Below are 21,951 nucleotides of genomic sequence, written 5' to 3'. Positions count from 1 at the left end.
CCCGCGCACAACTAGGCTGTCGGCATGCGACGGCTGATCCTGATGCGCCATTCGAAGACCGAGGCCACCAATCCCCTGGGTGACAAGGCTCGGCACCTGACCCCGAGGGGCGTCCAGGAGGCCCGGGAGGCCGGCCTCGAGCTGAAGTCACTCGGCGTTCAGCACGCGCTGGTCTCCACCGCGACACGGACCAGGGAGACCTTCGCGGCCACGGGACTCGACGTCCCCGCCGAGTTCCAGGACGCGCTCTACTTCGAGGGCACCGAGACGATGCTGCAGCGCATCTCCGAGACCGACGACGACGTCGACTGCCTGCTGGTGATCGGGCACAACCCCACCATCGCATCGCTGGCCGCGGAGCTCGCCTACGCCGGCGACCGACGCGCCGCCGACGAGCTGCAGTGCTGGTACCCGACATCCGCGTTCACGGCCTTCGAGGCCGAGGGGGACTGGGCAGAGCTGGCCTCCGTCCGGCTCCAGCAGGTGCGCCGCCCGCGGTAACACCGCGGAAATGAACCGGTGACGAAACGTGACATTTGAGAGCAGATAACTAACTCGACCGTTACGAGACGCGTCGTTCGGCGAAATCTGGGCTGGACAGGATTCTGCCCATGGAACTCCTCGACATTGACACGGGTAACACCGCCTGGGTCCTCGCCAGCGCCGCACTGGTCCTGCTGATGACCCCTGGCCTGGCTTTCTTCTACGGCGGCATGGTCCGCGCCAAGAGCGTCCTCAACATGATGATGATGTCGCTGACCACCATGGGCGTTGTCGGCGTCCTGTGGGTCATCGTCGGCTACTCGATGGCATTCGGCGACTCGATGGGTCGCGTGATCGGCAACCCGCTGGATTTCACCTTCCTCAAGGGCCTGATGAGCCCCGAGGCAGTCACCAACGGGCTGCCTGACATCGTCTTCGCCGGCTTCCAGTCCGCGTTCGCGATCATCGCCGTCGCGCTGATTTCCGGCGCCGTCGCCGACCGGATGAAGATCTCGGCCTGGGTCGTCTTCGCCGCCGTCTGGGCGCTGCTCGTCTACTTCCCCGCCGCGCACTGGGTCTTCTCCTTCGACGTCGTCGCGGACGACGGCACCGTGACCTGGCAGGGCGGCTTCATCGCCAACGTCATCAAGGCCATCGACTTCGCCGGCGGCACCGCGATCCACATCAACGCAGGCGCCGCGGCCCTCGCGCTCTGCCTGGTGCTCGGCCCCCGCCTCGGCTTCGGCAAGGTGCCGATGCGTCCCCACAACCTGCCCTTCGTGATGCTGGGCGCCGGCCTCCTGTGGTTCGGCTGGTTCGGCTTCAACGCCGGCTCCGCGCTGGGCGCCAACACCACCGCCGGCGTCGCCTGGATCAACACCCTGGGCGCCACCGCCGCCGCGATGCTCGGCTGGCTGATCGTGGAGCGTCTCCGTGACGGCCACGCCACCTCGCTGGGTGCCGCGTCCGGCATCGTGGCGGGCCTGGTCGCCATCACGCCCGCGGCCCACTCCGTCAGCCCGCTCGGCGGCCTGATCCTCGGCCTGATCGCCGGTGTGGCCTGCGCCTACGCCGTGGGCCTCAAGTACAAGCTCGGCTACGACGACTCACTGGACGTCGTGGGCGTGCACCTCGTCGGCGGCCTCGTCGGCACCATCCTGATCGGCTTCTTCGCCGATCCCGAGTCCCCGGCCGGTGTCGCTGGCCTGTTCTACGGCGGCGGAGTCGACCAGCTCTGGCGCCAGGTCTCCGGCGCGCTGATCGTCCTAGTCTACTCCTTCGTGGTGACCTTCCTCATCGCCAAGGTCCTCGACAAGGTCATGGGCCTGCGCGTCCCGGCCGAGGTCGAGACGCAGGGCATCGACACCTCCGAGCACGCTGAGACCGGCTACGACCTCAGCGTCACCCAGTACTCCAGCTACGGCGTCAAGCAGACGCTGATCGTTCCGAGCCGCGAGGAGATCAAGGCATGAAGCTCGTCACCGCAATCGTCCAGCCCAGCATGCTGACCCAGGTCCAGATCGCTCTGGCCCAGCACGGCATCGCCGGCATGACCGTCAGCGAGGTCTCCGGCTACGCCCGCCAGCGCGGCCACCGTGAGGTCTACCGCGGGGCGGAGTTCACGATCGACTTCATCGCCAAGGCGAAGATCGAGATCCTCACCGACGATGCCGACGCGTCCGCGCTGATCGACATCATCACCGAGGCGGCCCGCACCGGCGCCGTCGGTGACGGCAAGGTGTGGTCCACGAGCGTCGACGAGGTCGTGCGCATCCGTACCGGCGAGCGGGGAGCCGCCGCCGTCTGAGCAGCATCCATCTCGAGGGGCGTCCGGCCGAATGGCGGGACGCCCCTCTTGGCGTCCACCGGCCGGCAGCTGCGGTCAGGGCAGCACCCAGGGGTAGCTGCCGAACAACACCTCGAGCTGTCGCATCCTCGTGGCGCTCATCGGCGCGAACTCCTCGACCTCCAACCGACGCCGCGAGGCCGTCCCCGCGCGGGCCCACGTGCCGCGGACCAGTCCGCCGGCGACCACAGACCGCCGGAACACCCCGTTGTTGCCGGGAACGAGCCTGACATGCTCATGGGCGGCCATCGCGAAAAGTCGGTCCTGGTAGCCGAGCACGAACTCATCGAAGCCGGGCAGGAGCAGCGGCCCCGCAGCCGCCCGGCCGACCTTCGCGACCTCATCCAGCAGGCCGGGTCGCCAGAAGCTGGCCTCGGCCGCACCGTCGGTCTCCAGCTCCTCGACGATCAGGGGCATGGCGGCTCGGACGGCGGTCAGCGGGAGCTTGGTCCACCATGCGAAGTCGCGCACCGTCGCCGGGCCGTGCGACGTGAAGTACCGCAGCGCCAGCTCGGCCGTCGCCGCGACGGTGTCCCCGTCGAACCGGCGCGCGAGGCGAGGGCTGTCCGGGATCCACTGGTCGAGCAGCGCCAGGTCCTGCTCCGTCCCGTTCCAGGGTCCGTAGACGAGGGTCGTCTCGGCGATGAGCATGAAGACGAGGTGGTAGCCGAAGCCGCCGGTGGTCCTGATGCCCGCGGCCTCCCACAGCTCGAACAGCTGTGCCCGGCTGATCGGACCGCCGGCCATCTCCGCCCTGGCGATCTCCCTGGCCATCTCGAGTGACGAGTCGTCGAGGCCCTGACGGTTCCGCCGCGCCACGGCCTCGCGGATGGGCCGCTCGGCACACAGCTCGGTCATCCAGACCGCATCGACGGCGGGGAGCAGGAACACGGTCCCCCGCATGGGGTAGCCGCGCACGAGCGCGCCGGCGTCGAGATCCTCGAGCACGTCGCGGACGCCGCCCGAGGCGGTCCGCAGGGCCGCGGACGCCAGCACGCCGGGGAGATCCTGGCCTTGCATGGCCCCCAGCGCGGCGACCGCGTCCGAGGGGCGTGCGAAAGGGCGAGTGACGAGGCCCTGGGCAACGAGTCTGGACCTGCCCAGCTGAGCGTCAGGCATGGGACCAGCGTCCCAGAGGCTCAGGCCAGGGAGCGCGTGACGCGGGTAGCAGCCTCCCGGCCGGAACGCACGGCGCCTTCCAGGTACCCATTGAAACGGCTCGCATACTCGGCCCCGGCCCAGTGCAGCACACCCTCGTCCTGTGCCAGGAGGGGACCGTTGGCGGTCCATACGCCCGGCGCGAAGTGCGCGCCGTGGCAGCCGCCCGTGAACCGCTCGGCGCCCCAGTCACGCTCGACATATCCGATCGGCTTGGCGCCGTCCTCACCGAAGGCACGCACGACAGCGTCCACGAAGGCCCGCTCGCGCAGGGTCACCGAGCGTCGGGCCAACGAGTCCGCGTCCGCACCCTCGAAGAAGCCCATCAGGTGCCCGTGCTCGCTGGTGTCGGCCGTCGTGTCGAACGTGACGCGCACCGCGCCCTCATCGGCGCTCGACTGGCCGGAGAAGCCCTTGTCCCGCCAGAACGGCTCCTTGTAGACTAGGAAGGCCTTGATGACGTTTCCGGGGGCGACCTTGTCGGCGGCCTCGATCCGCCACTGCGGCAGCGGTGGGTTGTGCTCAAGGGCGACGGCGAGGCGCGGCGGCAGCGTGGAGATGACCTGGCGGGCCTCGACGACCTCACCGCCCGCGAGCGTGAGGCGCGCAGAGGTGTCGTCGTGGTCGACGCGGGTGACCTCGGACTCCAGCCGCACGACGTCTCCGAGGCGCTCGGCCATGGCGTCGGCAACGGCGGCGACGCCGCCCTCCACGCGCTTCTGATGCAGGCCGCCGTTGCTGGCGAGCATCGTCTCAAGGTCGATGCCCGAGGTGACCTGCAGGAGCCCCTCCAGGAGCGTCGCGTCCTTGGGCATCGGGCCGAAGGCCGCGGCGTAGACCTCGCCGAAGCGGCGCTGGGCGCCCTGGGTGCGGAGGTTCGAGGTGACCCAGCGGCGCAGGTCCTGGTTGAGCCAGGCCTCGTTGGCCTTCCGCCAGGCCGCGTCGTCCCGCAGGCGCTGAGAGAGCCGCCGCAGCCGAAGCAGGCCCTGGCCGAGGTCGGAGACCTCGAAGGGCGTGAGCGCGGGGAGCTCTTCGGAGCTCGGAACCTCGAGGGACTTGCCGCGCAGCCGCACCACCAGGTTGCCGGAGGCCGGGAGCCCGATGGTCTCGAATCCGAGCTCGTCGATGATCTCCTGCAGCGAGTCGTATCCGGGGCCGATCCACTGGCCGCCGAGCTCGACATACGAGCCGTCGTTCAGGATCTTGTTCTCGACCCGGCCGCCGACCCGACCGCGCGCCTCCAGGACGACGACGCTCAGGCCTCGGTCCACGAGGTGCCTGGCAGCAACAAGGCCGGCCAGGCCAGCACCGATGATGGCGCAATCGAACACGGTTCCTCCTCGCTGCCCGGAAGCGGTGGTTCCCGAGGGCTCAGACCAGCCTACAAGGCCGCCACAGCTCGGATTCACGGGCTTCCCCTAAACGTCCGGGCAGCAAACGGGGACGGCCTCCAGATGAGCTCCGGAGGCCGTCCCACTGCCGAGCCGCCCACGGGAATCGAACCCGTGACCTACGCTTTACGAGAGCGTCGCTCTACCGACTGAGCTAGGGCGGCAGCAGTTGAGAACTATACAGAACCCGCGCAGCTTTGGTCCAACCGGGCCCCGATCAGCGGCACACGGTTCCCTCGTCGGGGGCGGCGCCGTCGTACAGATAGGCGTCGACGTGCTCCGCGATGCAGCTGTTGTCGCCCGTCACCGCGCCGTGGCCCGCCCCGTCGAGGGTGAGGAGCACGCCGGAGTCGAGTTGCTCTGCCATCGTCTGCGCCTGCTCGTAGGGCGTCGCCGAGTCGCCGGTGGTGCCGACGACGAGGATGGTCGGGGCGCCCTTCGCGGTGAGCTTCAGCTGGGGAGCCGAGTCGGCCGTCCAGAACTGGCAGGTGTAGCTGGTGCCCATGTTCGGCGCCATGATCGGCGCCTTCTTGAAGGTGTCCTTCCAGTCACCCATGACGGCATCGGCGCCGTCGTCCTGCGCATCCGCACAGGCCATGGCCGGGAACGCGAACGCGATGGTCTCATAGGTGTCATCACCGCGTCCGTTCATGACGTCGGCCGCCCACAGCAGGTTGGTGCCGTCGCCGGTGAATCCCTGTGCGATCACCTCGGCCAGCGTGCGGTAGGCGGTGTCGTCCTCGTAGAGGAACAGCGCGATGCCGGTGGCCGCCAGACTCTGGGTCAGCTTCCGGTCCCCCACCGTCAGGGGCTGCTCGTCGAGGCCCGCCAGGAAGCCGGCGATGCGGTCGTTGATGGCGTCCTGGTCGTCACCGAGGTCGCACAGGTCTGAGTGGGCGCACCAGGCCGTGAAGTTGGTCAGCGCGAGCTCGAAACCCTCCACCTGGGCTGGCGCGTCGTCGGACCCGGTGATGTCGACGGCGGCGTCGAGCACGAGCCGGCCGACGGTGTCCGGGAACAGCTCGGCGTAGGTGGCGCCGACGAAGGTGCCGTAGGAGACGCCGACGTAATTCAGCTTCTCTGCGCCGAGGAGGTGGCGCAGCAGGTCGAGGTCGCGCGCCACGTCGACGGTCGTGATGTGGTCGAGCAGGTCGCCGGAGGCGTCGCGGCACTGCTCGGCGAAGTCCTTGCCGCCGTTCTTGAGAGCCTTGATCTCGGCGTCATCGTCCGGGCTCGCGTCGAGGTTCATGATGGCGTCGGTCTGCTCGAGATCCCCGCAGACGACGTGCGTGGACTCGCCGGTACCCCGCGGATCCCAGCCGACGGTGTCGTAGTTCTGCCAGCGTCCGGCGAGGTTCTCGGCCATGGACTGCCCACCGTAACCGGGGCCGCCGGGGTTCACGAACAGGGGGCCGCGCGACGAATCGCCGTCCGGCACGCGCCGCACCGCGATCTCGACGGCCGGCCCGGAGGGGTCCTCCCAGTCCAGGGGGGCGAGGATCGTGGCGCACTGGGCGCCGATGTCGGAGTCCTGGCATGCCTCCCAGTCGACGACCTGGGTGGCGTACGACGTGAGGTCCCCCAGCGAATCCTCGAACTCGACGCTCGGTTCTCCCGACGGCGTGTAGTCGAGCTGACGGTCGGCGTTCGCGTCATCCTCTGCGGGCAGCAGTGCATGGTCGGCCACGGGCACCTCGGGCACGCCGGGCATCCGGGCGCCGTCCGCGGGGGCGGACGGCGTGACCGGCCCGGTGGTCGACGGGGACGCGGGCTCGTCCCTGCTCTGCCCGCGCACGAGGCCTCCGGTGAACAGCGCAACGACCAGGCCGACGGCGATGACCGCCAGGATGACCTGGGTCAGCTTGACCGTTCTGCTCATGAGCCCCTCTCCCTGCGCGGACGTCGCGCTCCTGATGTCGAAGATACCCAGTCGGGCGGGATCCTCGCCCGCAGGGCGCCACGGCGTCCGCGTGTCGGCTCAGGAGCGCTTGGCCTCTCTGGCGTGGTGGCGGGACGCGGAGATGGCTCCGTCGACGCCTGCCTTGCCGCCACCGAGGCTGAAGAACAGGATGCCGACGGCCGCCAGGAGCAGGTCCTTGTCCCCGATGAAGCCCTCGACACCCTCGACGAAGATGCTGAAGCTGCCCCAGCGGATGAACACCAGCGAGCCGATCGCGATCGCGGTGAGCAGCAGACCGACGACCCGCACCGCCATGCCGATCACCAGGAGTACCGCCATCGCGGCCAGCGCGAAGCCGAGCACCCAGGCAACAGTGCGCGGCTCGGGGATCAGTGTGCGGCTGAGCAGTTCGGTGGTCGCGTCGATGTCCGACAGGATCTGGTAGCCGACGATCCCCAGGATCGCGGCGACGACCAGACGCAGCACCAGAAGACCGAAGCTCCCGAAGCCCCCGACGCCGCGGCGGGGCGCGGGCGGTGCCTCGCGCAGTGCGTTCGCCTCGGAGGTGGCCACGAGACCGAGTCGCTGGTCCCGCGCCTCCTTGTCGGCGCGCAGCTGCTGGGCGACCCGCTCCTCCTCCGCCACCTCGTCCTCGAGGCTGCGACGCTGGGGAGCGTCGATGATCTGGGTGTCCTCGGCATCGGGTCGGTAGAGCCCTGCGATCGCGGCGCCTCCGCCGGCTCCGGCCGCCATCACGGCTGCGGCGGCGCCCAGCCCCTCCTGGTCCGGCTCGAGATCCGGCTCCTCGGGTGCGGGCTCCACCTCGTCTACGAGCGACATGTCGGTCTCTGCGGTCGGCGCGGCCAGCTCCGGCGGGACGACCGCCTCCGCATCGGGCCGCGGGCGCACCTGGGCCTCGTCCGGTTCAGGTTCGGGCGTGATCTCCGGCTCGGGCTCGGGCGTGATCTCCGGCTCGGGCTCGGGCGCGATCTCCGGCTCGGGCTCAGGCGCGACCTCCGGCTCGGGCTCAGGCGCGACCTCCGGCTCGGGCTCAGGCGCGACCTCCGGCTCGGGCTCAGGCGCGACCTCCGGCTCGGGCTCAGGCGCGATCTCCGGCTCGGGTTCGACCTCAGGCGCAGGCTCGGGCTCCGGCTCCGGCTGGGGTGCGGGCTCATCCGCGGTCGCGGCGACGACGGGGCCAGGTTCCTGGGCGGCAGCGCTCTGCGGCGGCTCGGGCACGGGAACGGCCTGTTCCTCGGCGTAGTCGTCCCACTCACCCGGGGACACAGGGACGCCGTAGTCGTCCTGCTCTGCGGACCAGTCCGGCTCCCGGGGCGTGCCCTCGTGAACCCAATCGTTGTTCGACATGTCGCGTCCCCTCTTCCTGGGCAGTCCTCACCATCATCTTGTCATCGACGCGGCCACCCCCCGGGCAGACACGCCCGCCCCAGGTCAGGAACGCGCCGCGAGCGACACACCGAGCAGCATCGCCTCGAGGGCGAGCTGAGGTGCGACGTTGCCCTCGAGCGCGGTCCTCGCCTCGAGGATCGCGTCGAGTGCCCGCACGGTCTGTTCGGGCGTCGACCGGTGCGCCACCGGAGTGATCTCGTCGGCGAGATCGGCGTTTACGAGCGCGACCTCCGGCGCCGTCTGCACCGCGAGGACGTCGCGGTAGTACCCGGTCAGTTCCGTCAGCACCCGGTCGAGCGCGTCGCGCTGCAGGCGCTTGACCCGCAGCTTCTGCTGGTCCTCGAGCTCCTTCAGCGCCGCCTGGGCGCTGCGCACGCGCACCCCGCGGGTGCCGACGCCGAGCGCCTCCTCGAGCGCGGAACGTTCCCGCGTATCGACCTCGGCGGTGGCCTGCTGGGCCTCGTCAGCCGCCGACGACACCAGGTTCTCGGCCGCGTCGAGGCAGGCTGTGACCGACGTGAGGCGCCCAGGGAGCGTGAGGATCTCACGACGGCGGATCCTCGCCTCGTCGTGGCGGGCGAGCATCCGGGCGCGCCCGATGTGCCCCTGGGCGGCCCGGGCCGCGTGCGCGGCCAGTGCGGGCGAAATCCCGTCGCGCTGGATCAGCAGTTGGGTGACCGCCTCGTCGCTCGGCGTGACGAGCCGGACGGTGCGGCAGCGCGACCGGATGGTGACGATGACGTCGTCGGCGCTCGGCGCACAGAGCAGCCACACCGTGGCTGGTTCCGGCTCCTCAAGGCCCTTGAGCAGGGCGTCGGCGCCACGCTCGGTGATGCGGTCGGCATCCTCGACGATGACGATCTGATAGCGGCCCTTGACGGGCACCATGTTCGCGCGGCCCACGAGCGCCCTGGTCTCGGCGACGCCGATCGAGAGCTGCTCCGTGCGCAGCAGCGTGACGTCGGGGTGCGCAGCCGAGAGCGAGGTTCGGCACTCCTCGCATTCGCCGCAGCCTCCGCGCGGGCACTGCAGGGCTGCGGCGAAGGCCTTGGCGGCGTTCGAGCGCCCCGACCCGGGCGGGCCGACGAACAGCCAGGCGTGGGTCATGGCGTGACGACGGCCGTCGACCGCGCGACGGAGCGTCTCCACCGCGCGGTCCTGACCGACAAGTTCCGAGAACACCTCACCCATGGTGCTCATCCTGCCATCAGGCGACGACAGCCTCCCCCTCTGCGGCAGCCTGCTGGGCGCGCTCGATGCGGTGGTTGCGTAGCGACCAGGCCAGCGCAGCCAGGCCCGCGGCAACGATGAAGAGGTAGATCGGCACGTGCGCCGCCGGCGGAACGTCGAAGGCCTTCAGCAATGAGCGTACGTTGACCAGCACGATGGTCGATCCCGCAGCGGCGCCGAGCAGGCGGGGCGGCAGATGGCGCACGAGCCACGCGGCGATAGGGGCTGCGATGACGCCGCCGACGAGCAGTGCGATGGCCAGGCCGGGCACGATGGCCTCGCCGCCGAGTCCGATGAAGAAGCCGATGCTGGCCGCGATGGACACAAGGAACTCGCTCGCGTCGATGGTGCCGATCACCTTGCGGGGCTCCATGCGTCCGCTGGCCAGCAGCGCGGGCGTGCCGACCGGACCCCAGCCGCCACCGCCGGTGGCGTCGATGAACCCGGCGAAGGTGCCCAGCGGCGCGAGGAACTTCGTGGGCAGGCGCTCGCCCAGCCGCTTCGTGGAGATGTTGAAGAAGGTGAAGCGGATCAACACGTAGAGGCCGAGCGTCAGCAGGATCACGGCCATGATCGGGGCCGCCAGCTCGGTGCTGATGTTCGAGAGGACGGATGCGCCGAGGAAGGCGCCGATGGCGCCGGGGATCCCGATGCGGGCGACGACCTTCCAGTCGACGTTGCCGAACCGGTGGTGCGAGACACCCGACGCGAGGGTTGTCCCGATCTCCGCGAGATGGACTGTGGCGGATGCCATGGCGGGGTTGGTGCCGATCGCCAGCAGCAGGGTGGTGGACGTCACGCCGTAGGCCATGCCGAGCGAGCCGTCGACAAGTTGCGCGGCCAGCCCGACGAGGGCGATGAGGATGAGTCTGAACATGGTGGGCTCCTGGGTATGGCTGACGGATGGGTGACGTCAGCGCAGACACAGGGCACTCGCGACGCGCCGGAAGTCGATGGGACGACGTGCGGTGAACATCGGCATGTCGCTCAACTCCTCTCCGGCCGTGCGGTTCCGGAGGAGTCAAGCATGTGTGGCGCGGCAGGAGGAAGCGTCCCGGTTCGTTTTCGCCCAGCGAGGAATCAGGAATGAAAACGCCCCTCCCCCGCTGCGGGGAAGGGGCTGGTCAGAGCCGGTTCAGGGCAGCATCGGCAGCAGCCGGTCCCGGATCGCGGCGGCGATCTCCTCGCGGGTCCAGCGGGCGTTCAGGACGAGGTACCGGTCAGGCTCGGCGGCCGCGAGATCGAGGAAGAACTGCCGGGCCCGACGGTGCACGTCCAGGCCGGCGCTCTCAAGGCGGTCCTTGTCCTTGATCCTCGCCACCGCATCGCCCGGATCCGCGTCGAGCAGGACGGTCAGGTCGGGACGCAGGCCGCCGACGGCCCACCACGCGATGCGTGAGACCTCGGCCTGGCCGAGAGCGCGGCCGGCCCCCTGATAGGCGACCATCGAGTCGACGTATCGGTCGCAGACCACGACCTGCCCCGAATCGAGCGCCGGCGACACGAGCTCATGGACGTGTTGGGCCTTGTCTGCGGCGTACATGAGGGCCTCCGCCCGCGGAGACACGTCACCGAAGCTCGGGTCGAGCACGAGACGGCGCAGCTCGGCACCCACCTCGGTGCCGCCGGGCTGACGGGTCACCACGTGTGGCACTCCGCGGTCGGCGAGCCAGGCGCCGAGGAGCGCCACCTGGGTGGTCTTGCCGACCGAGTCTCCGCCCTCGAACACCACGAACAGTCCGGTCACCGGTTCCTCGCCTTCCGCAGCTGCTTGCGCGCCACCTCGACCCGGGAGGGCCACTGGTCGATGAATGTCTGCCGGCGGTGCGCGACGGCGCTGCGGGTGCGTTCGGTGTCGACCCCCAGCTGGTACGCCTGCCTGGCCGACAGCCCGTCGAGCTCGGGTTCGCCGCGGAAGGGGCCGAGGGCGCAGTCCCGCAGCTCGTCGATGATGACGTCGAGGAGCTCCCGAAGCCTCCGGAGTTCCTTGCCGAACAGCGGCGTCGCCACCGCGGCCACGACCTCCAGCTGTTCGGCGGCGCGCAGCGCCGCCTGCCACTGCTCGTCGGGAGCGTCGACCGTGAGCGCGAGGCACCGGTCTCCGAGGATGGACGCACCTTGATCCGCCGGCTGGAAGAGCATCTGCGCGGCGTGCCGCTGCGACAGGTCGCCGAGCCGCGGTGCCGGCACGGCCCCGACCAGCGCGTCGAGCACGGCCAGCGTCGGCGGATCTATCTCGGTCTGTGTCGAGAACGGCAGGCCGACGAGCAGCTTCTCGACGGACTCGCGCCAACTCGGGTCGAGGACGGAGGCGAGGCCACGCAGGTCGCGGCCGAAGGCCCAGAGCCGGTCGTTGACCTGGCTGAGGTCGTCTCCGCCGGCGGCGCGCCGGTCGAGGTCGGCGGTGACGATCGCGTGCAGGTGCCGGCAGAAGACGGCACTGACGAACTCCTCGAGGGTGTCGTCGCGGGTCGTGTCGCGCACGGGAGGGAAGTTCGTGAGCCCCGTTGCGGGAGCGCCGAGGCGGCGCTGCAGCGACGGGAACGCGTCGACCTCGGTGGCGTTGATGCGGTCGGCTGCGGCGAGCAGGAACCGGCGCTGATCTCCCGTCAACGCTCTGGCGGGGGTGATGGTCACCTCGCGGTACCTCGCGGTCGTCATGGAGTCGCGGCGGACCCTGACCTTCTCGTCCCGCACGTGCGCAATCCCGCTCCCGTCGACGCCGCGCAGCGTCCACTCGTCGCGGACGCAGTGCAGACCGGCGAGCGGGCCGATGATCTGGTGGCGGATCAGCGGCCGCAGCAGCTGCGCGAACACCGGGGGCAGGTCGCCGTCGGCACCGAGCGGTTCGATCTGCCGGGCAGGCAGGTGCGGGCGCCAGCCGGCGGCGGACAGGAACCACTGTCCGATGCCGCCGACGACGCGGTGCGCCACGATCACGCCGTCGCGCAGGAGCCTGCCGTCGGGTGCATCGAGGACCGTGACCTCCAGCTCGTAACTGGCCGAGGGGCGCCTCAGCAACCGCGCGATGCCGACGTCGAGGCTGGTCAGCTCGGGAGGCGGTGCGGTGTAGGGAACCTCGAGCCTGATCGGCGCGAGCTTCCTGCCCTTGGTGCCCATGCGGGCGGCTACTTCTTCGCGGCGGTGCCGGTGGGCTTCTTGGCGGCCGGCTTCCTGGCCGTCGTCGCCTTCTTGGCGGGAGCCTTGCGGGTGGTGCGCTTGGGTGCGGGCCCCTTGGCGCGCTTCTCGGCGAGCAGCTCGAAGGCCCGCTCGGGCGCGACGGTCGCGGGGTCGTCATCGCGGCGCAGCGTCGCGTTCGTCTCCCCGTCGGTGACGTAGGGCCCGAAGCGGCCGGACTTCAGCACGACCGGCTTCCCGGAGACGGGGTCGGGGCCGAACTCCTTCAGCGGCGCGGCGGCCGCCGCCCTGCCGCGCGTCTTGGGCTGCGCGTAGATGGCCAGTGCCTCGTCCAGCGAGATGTCGAAGATCTGGTCCTCGCTCGTCAGCGAGCGCGAGTCCGTGCCGCGCTTGAGGTACGGCCCGTAGCGGCCGTTCTGCGCGGTGATCTCGTTGCCCTCGGGATCGGCGCCGACGACGCGCGGGAGCGACATGAGCTTCAGCGCGGTCGGCAGGTCGACCGAGTCGAGCGACATGGACTTGAACAGCGACGCCGTGCGCGGCTTGGCCGACTTCGGGGCGTCGTCGGGCAGGACCTCGGTGACGTAGGGGCCGAAGCGTCCGTTCTTCGCGACGATCATGTTCCCGGACGCCTCGTCGACGCCGAGCTGGTGCTCCTCGTCGAGCGGCTTGCTGAGGAGCTCCTCGGCAAGCTCGACGGTGAGCGCGTCGGGCGGGAGGTCCTCCGGCACGTTGGCACGGCGGCCGTCGGAGGCCTCGACGTAGGTGCCGTAACGGCCGACGCGCACGTCGATCCCGGAGTCCCCCAGCGGGAAGGTGGACAGCGCGCGGGCGTCGATGTCGCCCAGTTCGGTGACGAGCTTCTCGAGCCCGAGGTGGGCGTCGCCGCCGCCGAAGTAGAAGTCGGTCAGCACGCTGAGCCGCTTGGCCTTGCCTGCCGCGATCTCGTCGAGCTGCTCCTCGAGCTGGGCCGTGAAGGCGTAGTCGACCAGGTCCGGGAAGTGGTCCTCGAGCAGCCGGGTGACCGCGAACGCGAGCCACGTCGGCACGAGGGCGGAGCCCTTCTTGAACACGTAGTCGCGGGCGGTGATGGTGCGGATGATCGACGCGTAGGTCGACGGGCGGCCGATCTCGAGTTCCTCGAGTTTCGCGACGAGCGACGGCTCGGTGTAGCGAGCCGGGGGCCGGGTCTCGTGACCGGCCGGCTCGACGGAGGCGGCGGCCAGCCCCTGGCCCTCGTCCAGGATGGGGAGGCGCGTCTGCGCGTCGTCGGTGGCGGAGTCATCGTCGGTGCCGGCGACGTAGGCCTTCAGGAATCCGGGGAACGTGATGGTGCGGCCGGAGGCGACGAGCTTCGCCGACGAGGCCTCGCCGCCGGGCAGCGGGGTCGCGACGAAGGCCGCCTCGATGCCCACAGAGACTGACTCGCCGCGGGCGTCGGCCATCTGCGAGGCGAGCGTGCGTCGCCAGATCAGCTGGTAGAGGCGGAATGCGTCGCCGGCCAGGCCTGTCGCGTCGGGATGCTGGAAGGTGTCGCCTGCGGGTCGGATGGCCTCGTGGGCCTCCTGCGCGTTCTTGACCTTCGACGTGTAGACGCGCGGCTTCGCGGGGAGGAAGCGCTCGCCGAAGAGCTCGGCGACCTGCTTGCGGGCCGCGGAGATCGCCTGCGTGGACAGCGTCACCGAGTCGGTTCGCATGTAGGTGATGAAGCCCTTTTCGTAGAGCTCCTGAGCCACTGACATGGCGCGCTGCGACGAGAACCCGAGCTTGCGGCCGGCCTCCTGCTGCATCGTGGTCGTGCGGAACGGCTCGTAGGGACGACGCGTGTAGGGCTTCGACTCCACCGAGCCGACCCTCAGCGTGGCGGTGCGGAGCGCCTCGGCGAGCGCCTTGGCCGCGGCCTCGTCGAGCACGAGCGCGTCGCTGCCGGTCAGCTGACCTGCGGCGTCGAAGTCACGGCCCTGCGCGACGCGGGTGCCCTCCACCTCGGCGAGGCGCGCGGGGAAGTTGCGGGGGTCGCAGTCGGGGCCAGCGTCGAGCATGACGTCCAGGTCCCAGTAGGAGGCGGGGACGAAGGCGATGCGCTCGCGCTCCTTGTCGACGACGAGCCGGGTCGCCACGGACTGCACGCGCCCGGCGGACAGCCGGGGCATGACCTTCTTCCACAGCACCGGGGAGACCTCGTAGCCGTAGAGCCGGTCGAGGATGCGGCGGGTCTCCTGCGCGTCGACAAGGTCGACGTCGAGCTCGCGGGGGTTCCGGACGGCCTCCTCGATCGCGGGCTTGGTGATTTCGTGGAACACCATCCGCTTGACCGGGACCTTGGGCTTGAGCTCCTCCATCAGGTGCCACGCGATGGCCTCGCCTTCGCGGTCACCATCGGTGGCGAGCAGGAGCTCGTCGACCTCCTTGAGCTTGGCCTTGAGGTCCTTGATGGTGGACTTCTTGTCGGCGGACACCACGTAGATCGGCTGGAAGTCGTCGGAGACGTTGACGCCGGTGCGGGCCCACTTCTCGCCCTTGTACTTGGCTGGCACCTCGGACGCCGATGTCGGCAGGTCACGGACGTGTCCACGGCTGGACTCGACGATGTAGTCGCGACCGAGGTAGCCGGCGATCTTGGTCGCCTTGGTCGGCGACTCCACGATCACGAGACGCTTCGAAGCCATCAGTTGGTGCCCTTCCGGGGTGAGAGACTCACGACACAATAGCCTGACGTGTCAATCGCCCCCGGGGGCCACCGGGTCAGTCGATGACGAGCAGCTGGTCGAGGAGCGCTTCGCGGACCTCGGGCAGCACCTGCGCGGCGAGCTCGGGCCCGTCGACCTCGAGCACCTGCGCCACCGCCGCGAGCACCTGGCCGAGCGTGAGGTCGCCGTCGAGCGCACCGAGGACCGCGGCCAGCGCAGTGTCGGCCTTGATCGCCCGGAGCAGGCCGGCCCGCTGCCGGAAGACCACGTACCGCGGATCGGCGGCGCCGGGGTCGCCGAGTGTCTCCTGCTCGACGTCGACCAGCCTCGGCCTGGCGGCCAGCAGCGCGGCGGTCGGCAACCGGGACGCGTCGACCGCGGCGGCGTGGCGGGCGAACACCCCGCCGACCGGCTGGGCGACGGCGTGCGGCCAGCTCTCGAACCGGCGGTGCGGCACGGTGCGGCCCGCGCGGGTGATGAGGATCCATCCCATGCCGACCGAGGTGATGCCGAGCCCGTCGAAGTAGGCGAGCCACTCGTCGTAGGCGGCCCGCCAGCCGGGGCGGCCGCCGAGGCCGGCATCTGTGAGCCACATCTCGATGTAGGCGAACACATCGAGCCTCTCCCGCTCGATGACCCAGGCGTCGCAGCCGTCGGGGACCCAGCCGGCGAGGCGCTCCTCCCACGGCTCGCCCTCGAGGATCGCCCAGTTGGTCAGCAGCTGCAGGGAGCCGCCCTCGGACAGATGATCGGCTGCACCCCTGACCAGGGTCTCCACGAGCGAGTCGCCGACGAAGTTCGTCTCCCGGTACGCGAGTCTGTCCTCATCGTCGCCGGGCGGGCTCATCACGAAGGGCGGGTTGGACACGATGAGATCGAAGCGCTCACCCGCCACGGGCTCGTACAGCGACCCGGACCGCAGCTCGACGCCGGTGCCGCTGAGCGCCGAGCTGAGGGCCGCGAGCTCGAGGGCCCGCGGATTGACGTCGGTCGCGACGACCCGCTGCGCGTGCCGGGCGAGGTGCAGCGACTGGACCCCGCAGCCGGTGCCCAGATCGAGCGCCGAGGTGACCGGGGTGCGCATGGTCAGCTGGGCCAACGACGTCGAGGCCGGCGAGACGCCGAGCACGTAGTCGGGCCGGGTGGGTTCGACGACGGTGTCGAGGCCGGGCGTGAGGTCGGCGACGACCCAGCCGCTGGCCCCGTCGTCGGGCGACCCGTAGGGGCGCAGGTCGACGGTGGCCCGCAGCCGGTCGTCCTCCGCGGCAAGGTAGCCGGCCGCGAGCAGGGCGTCCACGTCGAGCGCGCCGCGGAGGTCAGCGGCGGGGACGGGCTGCTGGAGCAGGAAGACCCGGATGAGGGTGGCCAACGGGTCCGTCGCGTCGCCGAGCGCGACGTCGGCGGGCACGGTGCAATTGCGGCCGAGGCCGTCCTGACCACTGGTGCCGATGCGGTCCAGGACCTCGTCCACGACGTACCCGGCGGCGGTGAGATCGGCGCGCAGGCGGGTGGAGTCCACCGCGGGTCCATGGTCAGCAGACATGAGGGTCAGCCTATCCCGCCTGCGCGCGTGCGGGCTCAGGCCGTGACCGACTCGGTCGCACCCTTCCACAGGTTGATGCCCTCGACGCCGCTGTGCGTGTCGATGGCCTTCAACTCGTCGGCCGTGAACTCCAGGTTGCCGAGGGCATCGAGGTTGTCGTCGAGCTGGGCCACCGAGGAGGCCCCGAGCACCACGGAGGTGACCGACGCGGCCCCCTGGTCCCGCAGCGCCCATGCGATGGCCATCTGTGCCAGGGACTGGCCGCGGGCCCCGGCGATCTTGTTCAGCTCGCGGAGCTGGGCGATGTTCTCCTCCTTCAGGAGGTCCGTGTCGAGCGACTTGTGCTGCGCCGCGCGCGAGTCCGCGGGGATCCCGTCCAAGTAGCGCGACGTGAGCATGCCTTGGGCGAGCGGCGAGAAGCCGATGACGCCCATGCCGGCCTGAGCGGCGGCCTCCAGGAGGCTCGGGCTGCCCTCCTCGACCCAGCGGTTGAGGATCGAGTAGGAGGGCTGGTGGATGACGAGCGGCGTGCCCAGCGAGCGGGCGATCTCCTGCGCCTTGAGCGTCAGGCCCGCCGAGTAGGAGGAGATACCGGCGTAGAGCGCCTTGCCGGAGCGAACGGCCTGGTCGAGGGCCGCCATGGTCTCCTCGAGCGGGGTCTCCGGGTCGGGGCGGTGGTGGTAGAAGATGTCGACGTAGTCGAGGCGCATCCGCTGGAGGGAGTCATCGAGCGAGCTGAGCAGGTACTTGCGCGAGCCGCCGAAGCCGTACGGGCCGGGCCACATGTCCCAGCCCGCCTTGCTTGAGATGACGAGCTCGTGGCGGTAGCCGGCGAAGTCCTCCGAGTAGATGCGGCCGAAGTTGGTCTCGGCCGAGCCGTAGGGCGGGCCGTAGTTGTTGGCGAGGTCGAAGTGCGTCACGCCGCGGTCGAAGGCCCGGCGCAGCACATCGCGCTGGGTCTGGAGCGGCTTGTCGTCGCCGAAGTTGTGCCACAGCCCCAGCGAGATGGCCGGCAGCTTCAGGCCAGACGTGCCGAGGCGGCGGTAGGGCATGGACTCGTATCGGTCAGCGGATGCGACATAGGTCATGCGCCCAGCCTAGTGACGCTCTCAGCCGAGCGTGCCCGCGGTCGCCCGCCGGGTCACCCGTTCCGGGGCACCGGGGATCGATCCCACCAGCCTGGCCGACACCTCGACCTCGACCACCACCCAGGGCTCCGTCCCCCTCACCTCGCAGCCCGTCATCGTGGCCGCGTTGCGGGCAGCCGCCGACGCCGCCGCCGTGCAGGCGTCCGCGCCGCGGACCGCCGCGGACACCCCGGCCAGCGCCGCGAGCTCGGCCGTCTGCTGTGCCTTGCGGGCCACCGCGAACCAGCCGATCAGCACGCAGGCCGCCAACGTCACGGCCAGCACGCACGCGCAGAGGCCGACAACCAGCATCGACCCCGCGGCTCCACGCTCTGAGCCCTCCCGTCGGCGGAGGGAGGCCGACAGGAGGTCCCCGGCCGCCCGGCGCAGCCGGACCGACAGGTGGGTGCGGCCGGACCGGAGGGTGCGACCGCACCGGAGTGGGGCAGGGCGGCTCGCCGGACCCGTCACGGCCCGACACCCGGTTCGTACGCCGCCCACGCCTCTGACGTGACCGACACCGTTCCCAGCCCCACGACGACCACGGGTGCCGTGACCGTGACCCGGACGCCGTCGGCCTGCCGGTCGACCGCGACCTCCGCGCCCGCGGGCGCCCTGGCGAGTGCCGCCGAGACGGCCTCGCCGTCCCCGCGGGCCGTCTGCCGGGCGACCTGCGATCCCGCCTCCTGGCAGGCGGCCTGGACGACGCCGAGCATCGTCAGGCTCACGAGGCAGGCCGTCAGGAGGGTGGCCGTCACGATCCCGACGGCCAGCTCAACCGTGACGAGACCGCGCTGGCCGCCCGGCCGTGACATCAGAGGCCCTCGGCGACCCGGGTGAAGATCTCCACCACCCAGTCGAACAGGGTCTTGAAGAAGGCGTTGTCGCTGAAGATCCGCAGGAGCACGAGCGCCACGGCGGCCGCGGCCAGCAGGCCGATGGCGTACTCGACGGTGGTGAGGCCGCGCTCGGCCAACCGGGCGCGACGGCTGATCTTCGTGGGCGTCTTGGCGACGACGAGGTGGGACATGGCCGGTTCCTTCCGTGAGCGGCTGCCTTTCAGCCGGTCACGGACGTGATGACCGATTCAGCGCCCGAGTCTCCACGCCCGTTCGAGGGTGTGGATAGCACCCGACTACGGCAGCGCCTGGTCGAGCAACAGCGCGAGGAGCTCGGTGGCGTCGGCCTTGTTCAGCACCTGATTCTGGTTGCCGCACTTCGGCGACACGACGCAGGCTGGGCAGCCGTCAGCGCAGGGGCATCTCGTGAGGCGGTCGAGGGTGGCGCGCAGCCACAGTTCCGCGACGTCGTAGCCGCGGTAGGCGAAGCCGGACCCGCCGGTCATCCCGTCATGCACGAAGATCGTCGCGACCCCCGTGTCGGGGTGCAGCGCGGTGCTCACCCCGCCGATGTCCCACCGGTCGCACGGTGCGAAGGCGGGCAGGAGGCCGATGGCCGTGTGCTCCATGGCGTGCGCGGCGGCGCCGACCTGGAGCTCGTCCCAGCCGAGCCTGCCCAGCAGCCCTGGCGGCACGGTCCACCACACAGCCTGGGTGATCATCTGCCGGCGCGGAAGCTCCAGCGCGGTGGTGTCCCAGACCTCGTGCGTGACCTCGTCGCGGCGCAGGTAGGCAAGCACCTGCGAGTCGAGCCGGACGTCGCCGCGGTGGATGGTCGTGCGCCCCAGCGGCCGCGAGTCGGTGGTGCCGAGGATCTGGATGTCGAAGCTCTCCTGCGGCTGGGTGTAGTAGCGGGGACGACCCGCCACGACGATCGCCTGGTGGTCCTCCTCGTCGAGGCTCTCGACGAGGAACGACTCCCCCTGGTGGAGGTAGACGGCACCCGGATGCACCGTTCTGTCAGCGGCACCGACGTCGACCATGCCCACCACGCGGCCGGTGTCGCGCTCGATGATGTCGAGCGGCCGCTCGCCGATGGAGCGCAGGTTGATGTAGTCGACGGCACGGTCCGGACGGGTCCAGAAGTACCGCCCCACACGGTTCCGCAACACCCCCTGGACTGCGAGGGTGTCGAGCAGTGCACCGGTCGTGGGCCCGAACCAGCGGGCATCCTCGACCGTGAGGGGGTGCTCCTGCGCGGCGGCGGCGAGGTGCGGGCCGAGGACCCGCGGGTTCTCGGGATGCAGGATGGCCGCCTCGACTGGCGCGTCAAACACCAGCTCGGGGTGCTCGAGGAGATAGACGTCGAGCGGGTCCTCGCGGCCCAGCAGCACCACCAGCGCGTCCTGCCCGCGGCGACCGGCGCGGCCGGCCTGCTGCCAGAAGGAGGCCAGCTTGCCCGGGTAGCCCGAGACGAGCACGGCGTCCATCCCGGCGATGTCGACGCCCAGCTCGAGCGCGTTGGTGCTCGCCATCCCCCTGAGCTCCCCGCTGTGCAGGGCCGCCTCCAGGCCGCGCCGGTCGGTCGCGAGGTAACCGCCGCGATACGAGGCGATGCGGGCGGGGTCCTTGGCCAGCTCCTGCGCGGCCAGCGAGACGAGCTCCGCGCCCTGGCGCGACGGGACGAACGCGATCGTCTGGCGCCGCTCGTCGGAGAGCGACGACAGGAGGAAGGCCGTGTCGCCGCGCAGCGAGTCCGCCGGCCGCCAGAGCGCGACAGTGCGGCGGCCCGCGGGAGACGTGTCCTCCTCCACGATCGTCACCTCGTCCACCCCGGCAAGCGACGCGGCGAACTCCGCGGCGTTGGGCGCGGTAGCGGACGACAGGGCCACGACCGGCTCCGCGCCGTACATCGCGGCGAGCCGGCGCAGCCGTCGGATCACCTGCGCGACGTGCGCGCCGAAGACCCCCTGGTAGCGGTGTGCCTCGTCGATGACGATGTAGCGCAGCGAGCCGAGCAGCCTCGACCACCGCTGGTGGTTCGGCAGGACGGAGAAGTGCAGCATGTCCGGGTTGGTCAGCACGTAGCTGGCATGGTCGCGGGCGAATCGCCGCTCGGCCTCGTCCGAGTCGCCGTCCAGCGTGGAGATGCGCCAGGACCTCGGGCCGAGCTCCGCGGCCGCGCGCGCCTGGTCGTGGGCCAGCGCCTTCGTCGGCGCCAGGTAGATGGCCGTGTGTCTGGGGCGCGTGAGACGTCGCCTCGACGACGGCGACTCGAACCCGACGGTGCCGTCGACGCAGGCCGCGAGCACCGGCATCAGGTAGCCGAGGGTCTTGCCGGAGCCGGTCGCGGTGCAGATCATCGCATGGCTCCCGCGGAAGAGGGCGTCGGCGAACTCCGCCTGGTGCGCCCAGGGCTCCGGCACCCCGGCCGACTCGATCCGGGCGACGGTGTCGGCCGCCAGCCAGGCCGGCCAGGCGACGCCCAGCCCGTCGCGGGGCTCCCGCACGGACACGGCCGTCACCTCGTCGCGCGCCAGCACCCAGTCGAATTCCACCCCACCACTGTGCCAGGGCCCTCCGACGTCGTGAGTCCGAGGGCCTGGGGGCAGCGGCTCTGGTCAGTGCTCGTCGGATTGGTCCCCGTGTGCGGCTCTCCTGTGGACGGTGCCCCGTCAGCCGACGAGCCCCGCGAGCAGGCCGGCGATGATCGGCACCACGCCGACGAGCACGAAGGCCGGCAGGAAACACACCATCAGCGGCACGACGGACCGCACGCCGACCCTGCGCGCCCCCGCCAACGCCCGGTCCGCCGCCTCCCTGCGCGCGTCCTCCGCCAGGTCCCGCAAGGTGGGCGCCAGTGAGATGCCGGACCGCTCGGCCCTCGCCATCTCGCGGCCCACTTCCGCCCAGCCCGGGTGCCCATCGGCCGCCTCCCACGCCTGAGCGCCGAGGTGGCCGAGCCGGAACCGCGCAGCCACCCGGCCGAGGGCCTCACCCGTGGGCCCTGGCGTCGCCTCCCCCACGATGGCGACGCCGGCCGACAACGGCAGGCCGGCCTCGAGGCAGGCGGCCAGCAGGTCGAGGGCCTCGGGGATCCCCCGGTCCCGTGACGCGCGGCCCGCTGAACCTTTCGCGCGCCCCAGTGCGTCCCCCATCCGCCGGGTTCGAGAACGAACGCAGCGTGCCCGCCCGG

General features: G+C 71.0%; 19 protein-coding genes and 1 tRNA gene. 3 read left to right on the top strand and 17 right to left on the bottom strand.

Features of this window, described 5'->3' with window-relative positions:
- The first annotated feature begins 24 nt into the window (after positions 1-24).
- The 3 genes from QH948_RS02405 (at position 25) to QH948_RS02395 (ending at position 2,290) form a co-directional block, all read left to right on the top strand.
- Positions 25-501, top strand: coding sequence for a SixA phosphatase family protein (locus QH948_RS02405; protein ID WP_281145363.1), 477 nt, complete (start codon positions 25-27; stop codon positions 499-501).
- A gap of 110 nt (positions 502-611) precedes the next feature.
- Positions 612-1,955, top strand: a complete 1,344-nt coding sequence (locus QH948_RS02400) for an ammonium transporter (RefSeq protein WP_281145362.1) — start codon at positions 612-614, stop codon at positions 1,953-1,955.
- Positions 1,952-2,290 carry a P-II family nitrogen regulator gene (locus tag QH948_RS02395; RefSeq protein ID WP_281145361.1) on the top strand — a complete coding sequence of 113 codons (339 nt, stop codon included), beginning with the start codon at positions 1,952-1,954 and terminating at the stop codon, positions 2,288-2,290. The genes QH948_RS02400 and QH948_RS02395 overlap by 4 nt, the downstream gene beginning before the upstream one ends.
- A gap of 75 nt (positions 2,291-2,365) precedes the next feature.
- Here QH948_RS02395 and QH948_RS02390 read toward each other — a convergent pair whose 3' ends face one another.
- The 17 genes from QH948_RS02390 to QH948_RS02310 form a co-directional block, all read right to left on the bottom strand.
- Positions 2,366-3,448 carry a winged helix DNA-binding domain-containing protein gene (locus tag QH948_RS02390; protein WP_281145360.1) on the bottom strand — a complete coding sequence of 361 codons (1,083 nt, stop codon included), beginning with the start codon at positions 3,446-3,448 and terminating at the stop codon, positions 2,366-2,368.
- 20 nt (positions 3,449-3,468) lie between these two features.
- A complete protein-coding gene (locus tag QH948_RS02385) occupies positions 3,469-4,818 on the bottom strand; it encodes a flavin monoamine oxidase family protein (protein ID WP_281145359.1) in 1,350 nt (449 codons plus the stop codon).
- Positions 4,819-4,969: 151 nt separating this feature from the next.
- A tRNA-Thr gene (locus tag QH948_RS02380) sits at positions 4,970-5,042 on the bottom strand.
- Positions 5,043-5,095: 53 nt separating this feature from the next.
- Positions 5,096-6,757 (bottom strand): alpha/beta hydrolase, encoded by a 1,662-nt coding sequence (locus QH948_RS02375; RefSeq protein ID WP_281145358.1) that lies wholly within the window; start codon positions 6,755-6,757, stop codon positions 5,096-5,098.
- A 99-nt stretch (positions 6,758-6,856) separates the two neighbouring features.
- Positions 6,857-8,146: a DoxX family protein gene (locus tag QH948_RS02370; protein ID WP_281145357.1), complete on the bottom strand. Its 1,290-nt coding sequence runs from the start codon at positions 8,144-8,146 to the stop codon at positions 6,857-6,859.
- An 84-nt stretch (positions 8,147-8,230) separates the two neighbouring features.
- Positions 8,231-9,388 carry a DNA polymerase III subunit delta' gene (locus QH948_RS02365; protein ID WP_438874112.1) on the bottom strand — a complete coding sequence of 386 codons (1,158 nt, stop codon included), beginning with the start codon at positions 9,386-9,388 and terminating at the stop codon, positions 8,231-8,233.
- Between the two features lie 7 nt (positions 9,389-9,395).
- Positions 9,396-10,295 carry a sulfite exporter TauE/SafE family protein gene (locus tag QH948_RS02360; protein ID WP_281145355.1) on the bottom strand — a complete coding sequence of 300 codons (900 nt, stop codon included), beginning with the start codon at positions 10,293-10,295 and terminating at the stop codon, positions 9,396-9,398.
- A gap of 258 nt (positions 10,296-10,553) precedes the next feature.
- Positions 10,554-11,165 (bottom strand): dTMP kinase, encoded by a 612-nt coding sequence (tmk, locus tag QH948_RS02355; RefSeq protein ID WP_281145354.1) that lies wholly within the window; start codon positions 11,163-11,165, stop codon positions 10,554-10,556.
- Positions 11,162-12,538, bottom strand: a complete 1,377-nt coding sequence (locus tag QH948_RS02350) for a hypothetical protein (protein WP_281145353.1) — start codon at positions 12,536-12,538, stop codon at positions 11,162-11,164. The genes tmk and QH948_RS02350 overlap by 4 nt, the downstream gene beginning before the upstream one ends.
- 8 nt (positions 12,539-12,546) lie before the next feature.
- Positions 12,547-15,225 carry a type I DNA topoisomerase gene (gene topA, locus QH948_RS02345; RefSeq protein WP_438874111.1) on the bottom strand — a complete coding sequence of 893 codons (2,679 nt, stop codon included), beginning with the start codon at positions 15,223-15,225 and terminating at the stop codon, positions 12,547-12,549.
- A gap of 76 nt (positions 15,226-15,301) precedes the next feature.
- Positions 15,302-16,789, bottom strand: coding sequence for a DUF7059 domain-containing protein (locus tag QH948_RS02340; RefSeq protein ID WP_281145352.1), 1,488 nt, complete (start codon positions 16,787-16,789; stop codon positions 15,302-15,304).
- 35 nt (positions 16,790-16,824) lie between these two features.
- Positions 16,825-17,877: an L-glyceraldehyde 3-phosphate reductase gene (gene mgrA / locus QH948_RS02335; RefSeq protein ID WP_281145351.1), complete on the bottom strand. Its 1,053-nt coding sequence runs from the start codon at positions 17,875-17,877 to the stop codon at positions 16,825-16,827.
- 21 nt (positions 17,878-17,898) lie between these two features.
- Positions 17,899-18,228 (bottom strand): hypothetical protein, encoded by a 330-nt coding sequence (locus tag QH948_RS02330; RefSeq protein WP_281145350.1) that lies wholly within the window; start codon positions 18,226-18,228, stop codon positions 17,899-17,901.
- 155 nt (positions 18,229-18,383) lie between these two features.
- Complete coding sequence (locus QH948_RS02325; protein WP_281145349.1) at positions 18,384-18,731, bottom strand: TadE family type IV pilus minor pilin; 348 nt, start codon at positions 18,729-18,731, stop codon at positions 18,384-18,386.
- A complete protein-coding gene (locus QH948_RS02320; RefSeq protein WP_281145348.1) occupies positions 18,731-18,946 on the bottom strand; it encodes a DUF4244 domain-containing protein in 216 nt (71 codons plus the stop codon). The genes QH948_RS02325 and QH948_RS02320 overlap by 1 nt, the downstream gene beginning before the upstream one ends.
- Positions 18,947-19,051: 105 nt before the next feature.
- The gene (locus QH948_RS02315; RefSeq protein WP_281145347.1) at positions 19,052-21,313 is read right to left on the bottom strand and encodes a DEAD/DEAH box helicase; all 2,262 of its coding nucleotides are present in this window, start codon (positions 21,311-21,313) and stop codon (positions 19,052-19,054) included.
- A gap of 117 nt (positions 21,314-21,430) precedes the next feature.
- Complete coding sequence (locus QH948_RS02310; RefSeq protein ID WP_281145346.1) at positions 21,431-21,913, bottom strand: type II secretion system F family protein; 483 nt, start codon at positions 21,911-21,913, stop codon at positions 21,431-21,433.
- Between the last annotated feature and the right edge of the window lie 38 nt (positions 21,914-21,951).

It is taken from the genome of Tessaracoccus lacteus (assembly GCF_029917005.1).
Classification (GTDB): Bacteria; Actinomycetota; Actinomycetes; order Propionibacteriales; family Propionibacteriaceae; genus Arachnia; species Arachnia lactea.
This window is presented reverse-complemented; position numbering and strand designations above follow the sequence as displayed.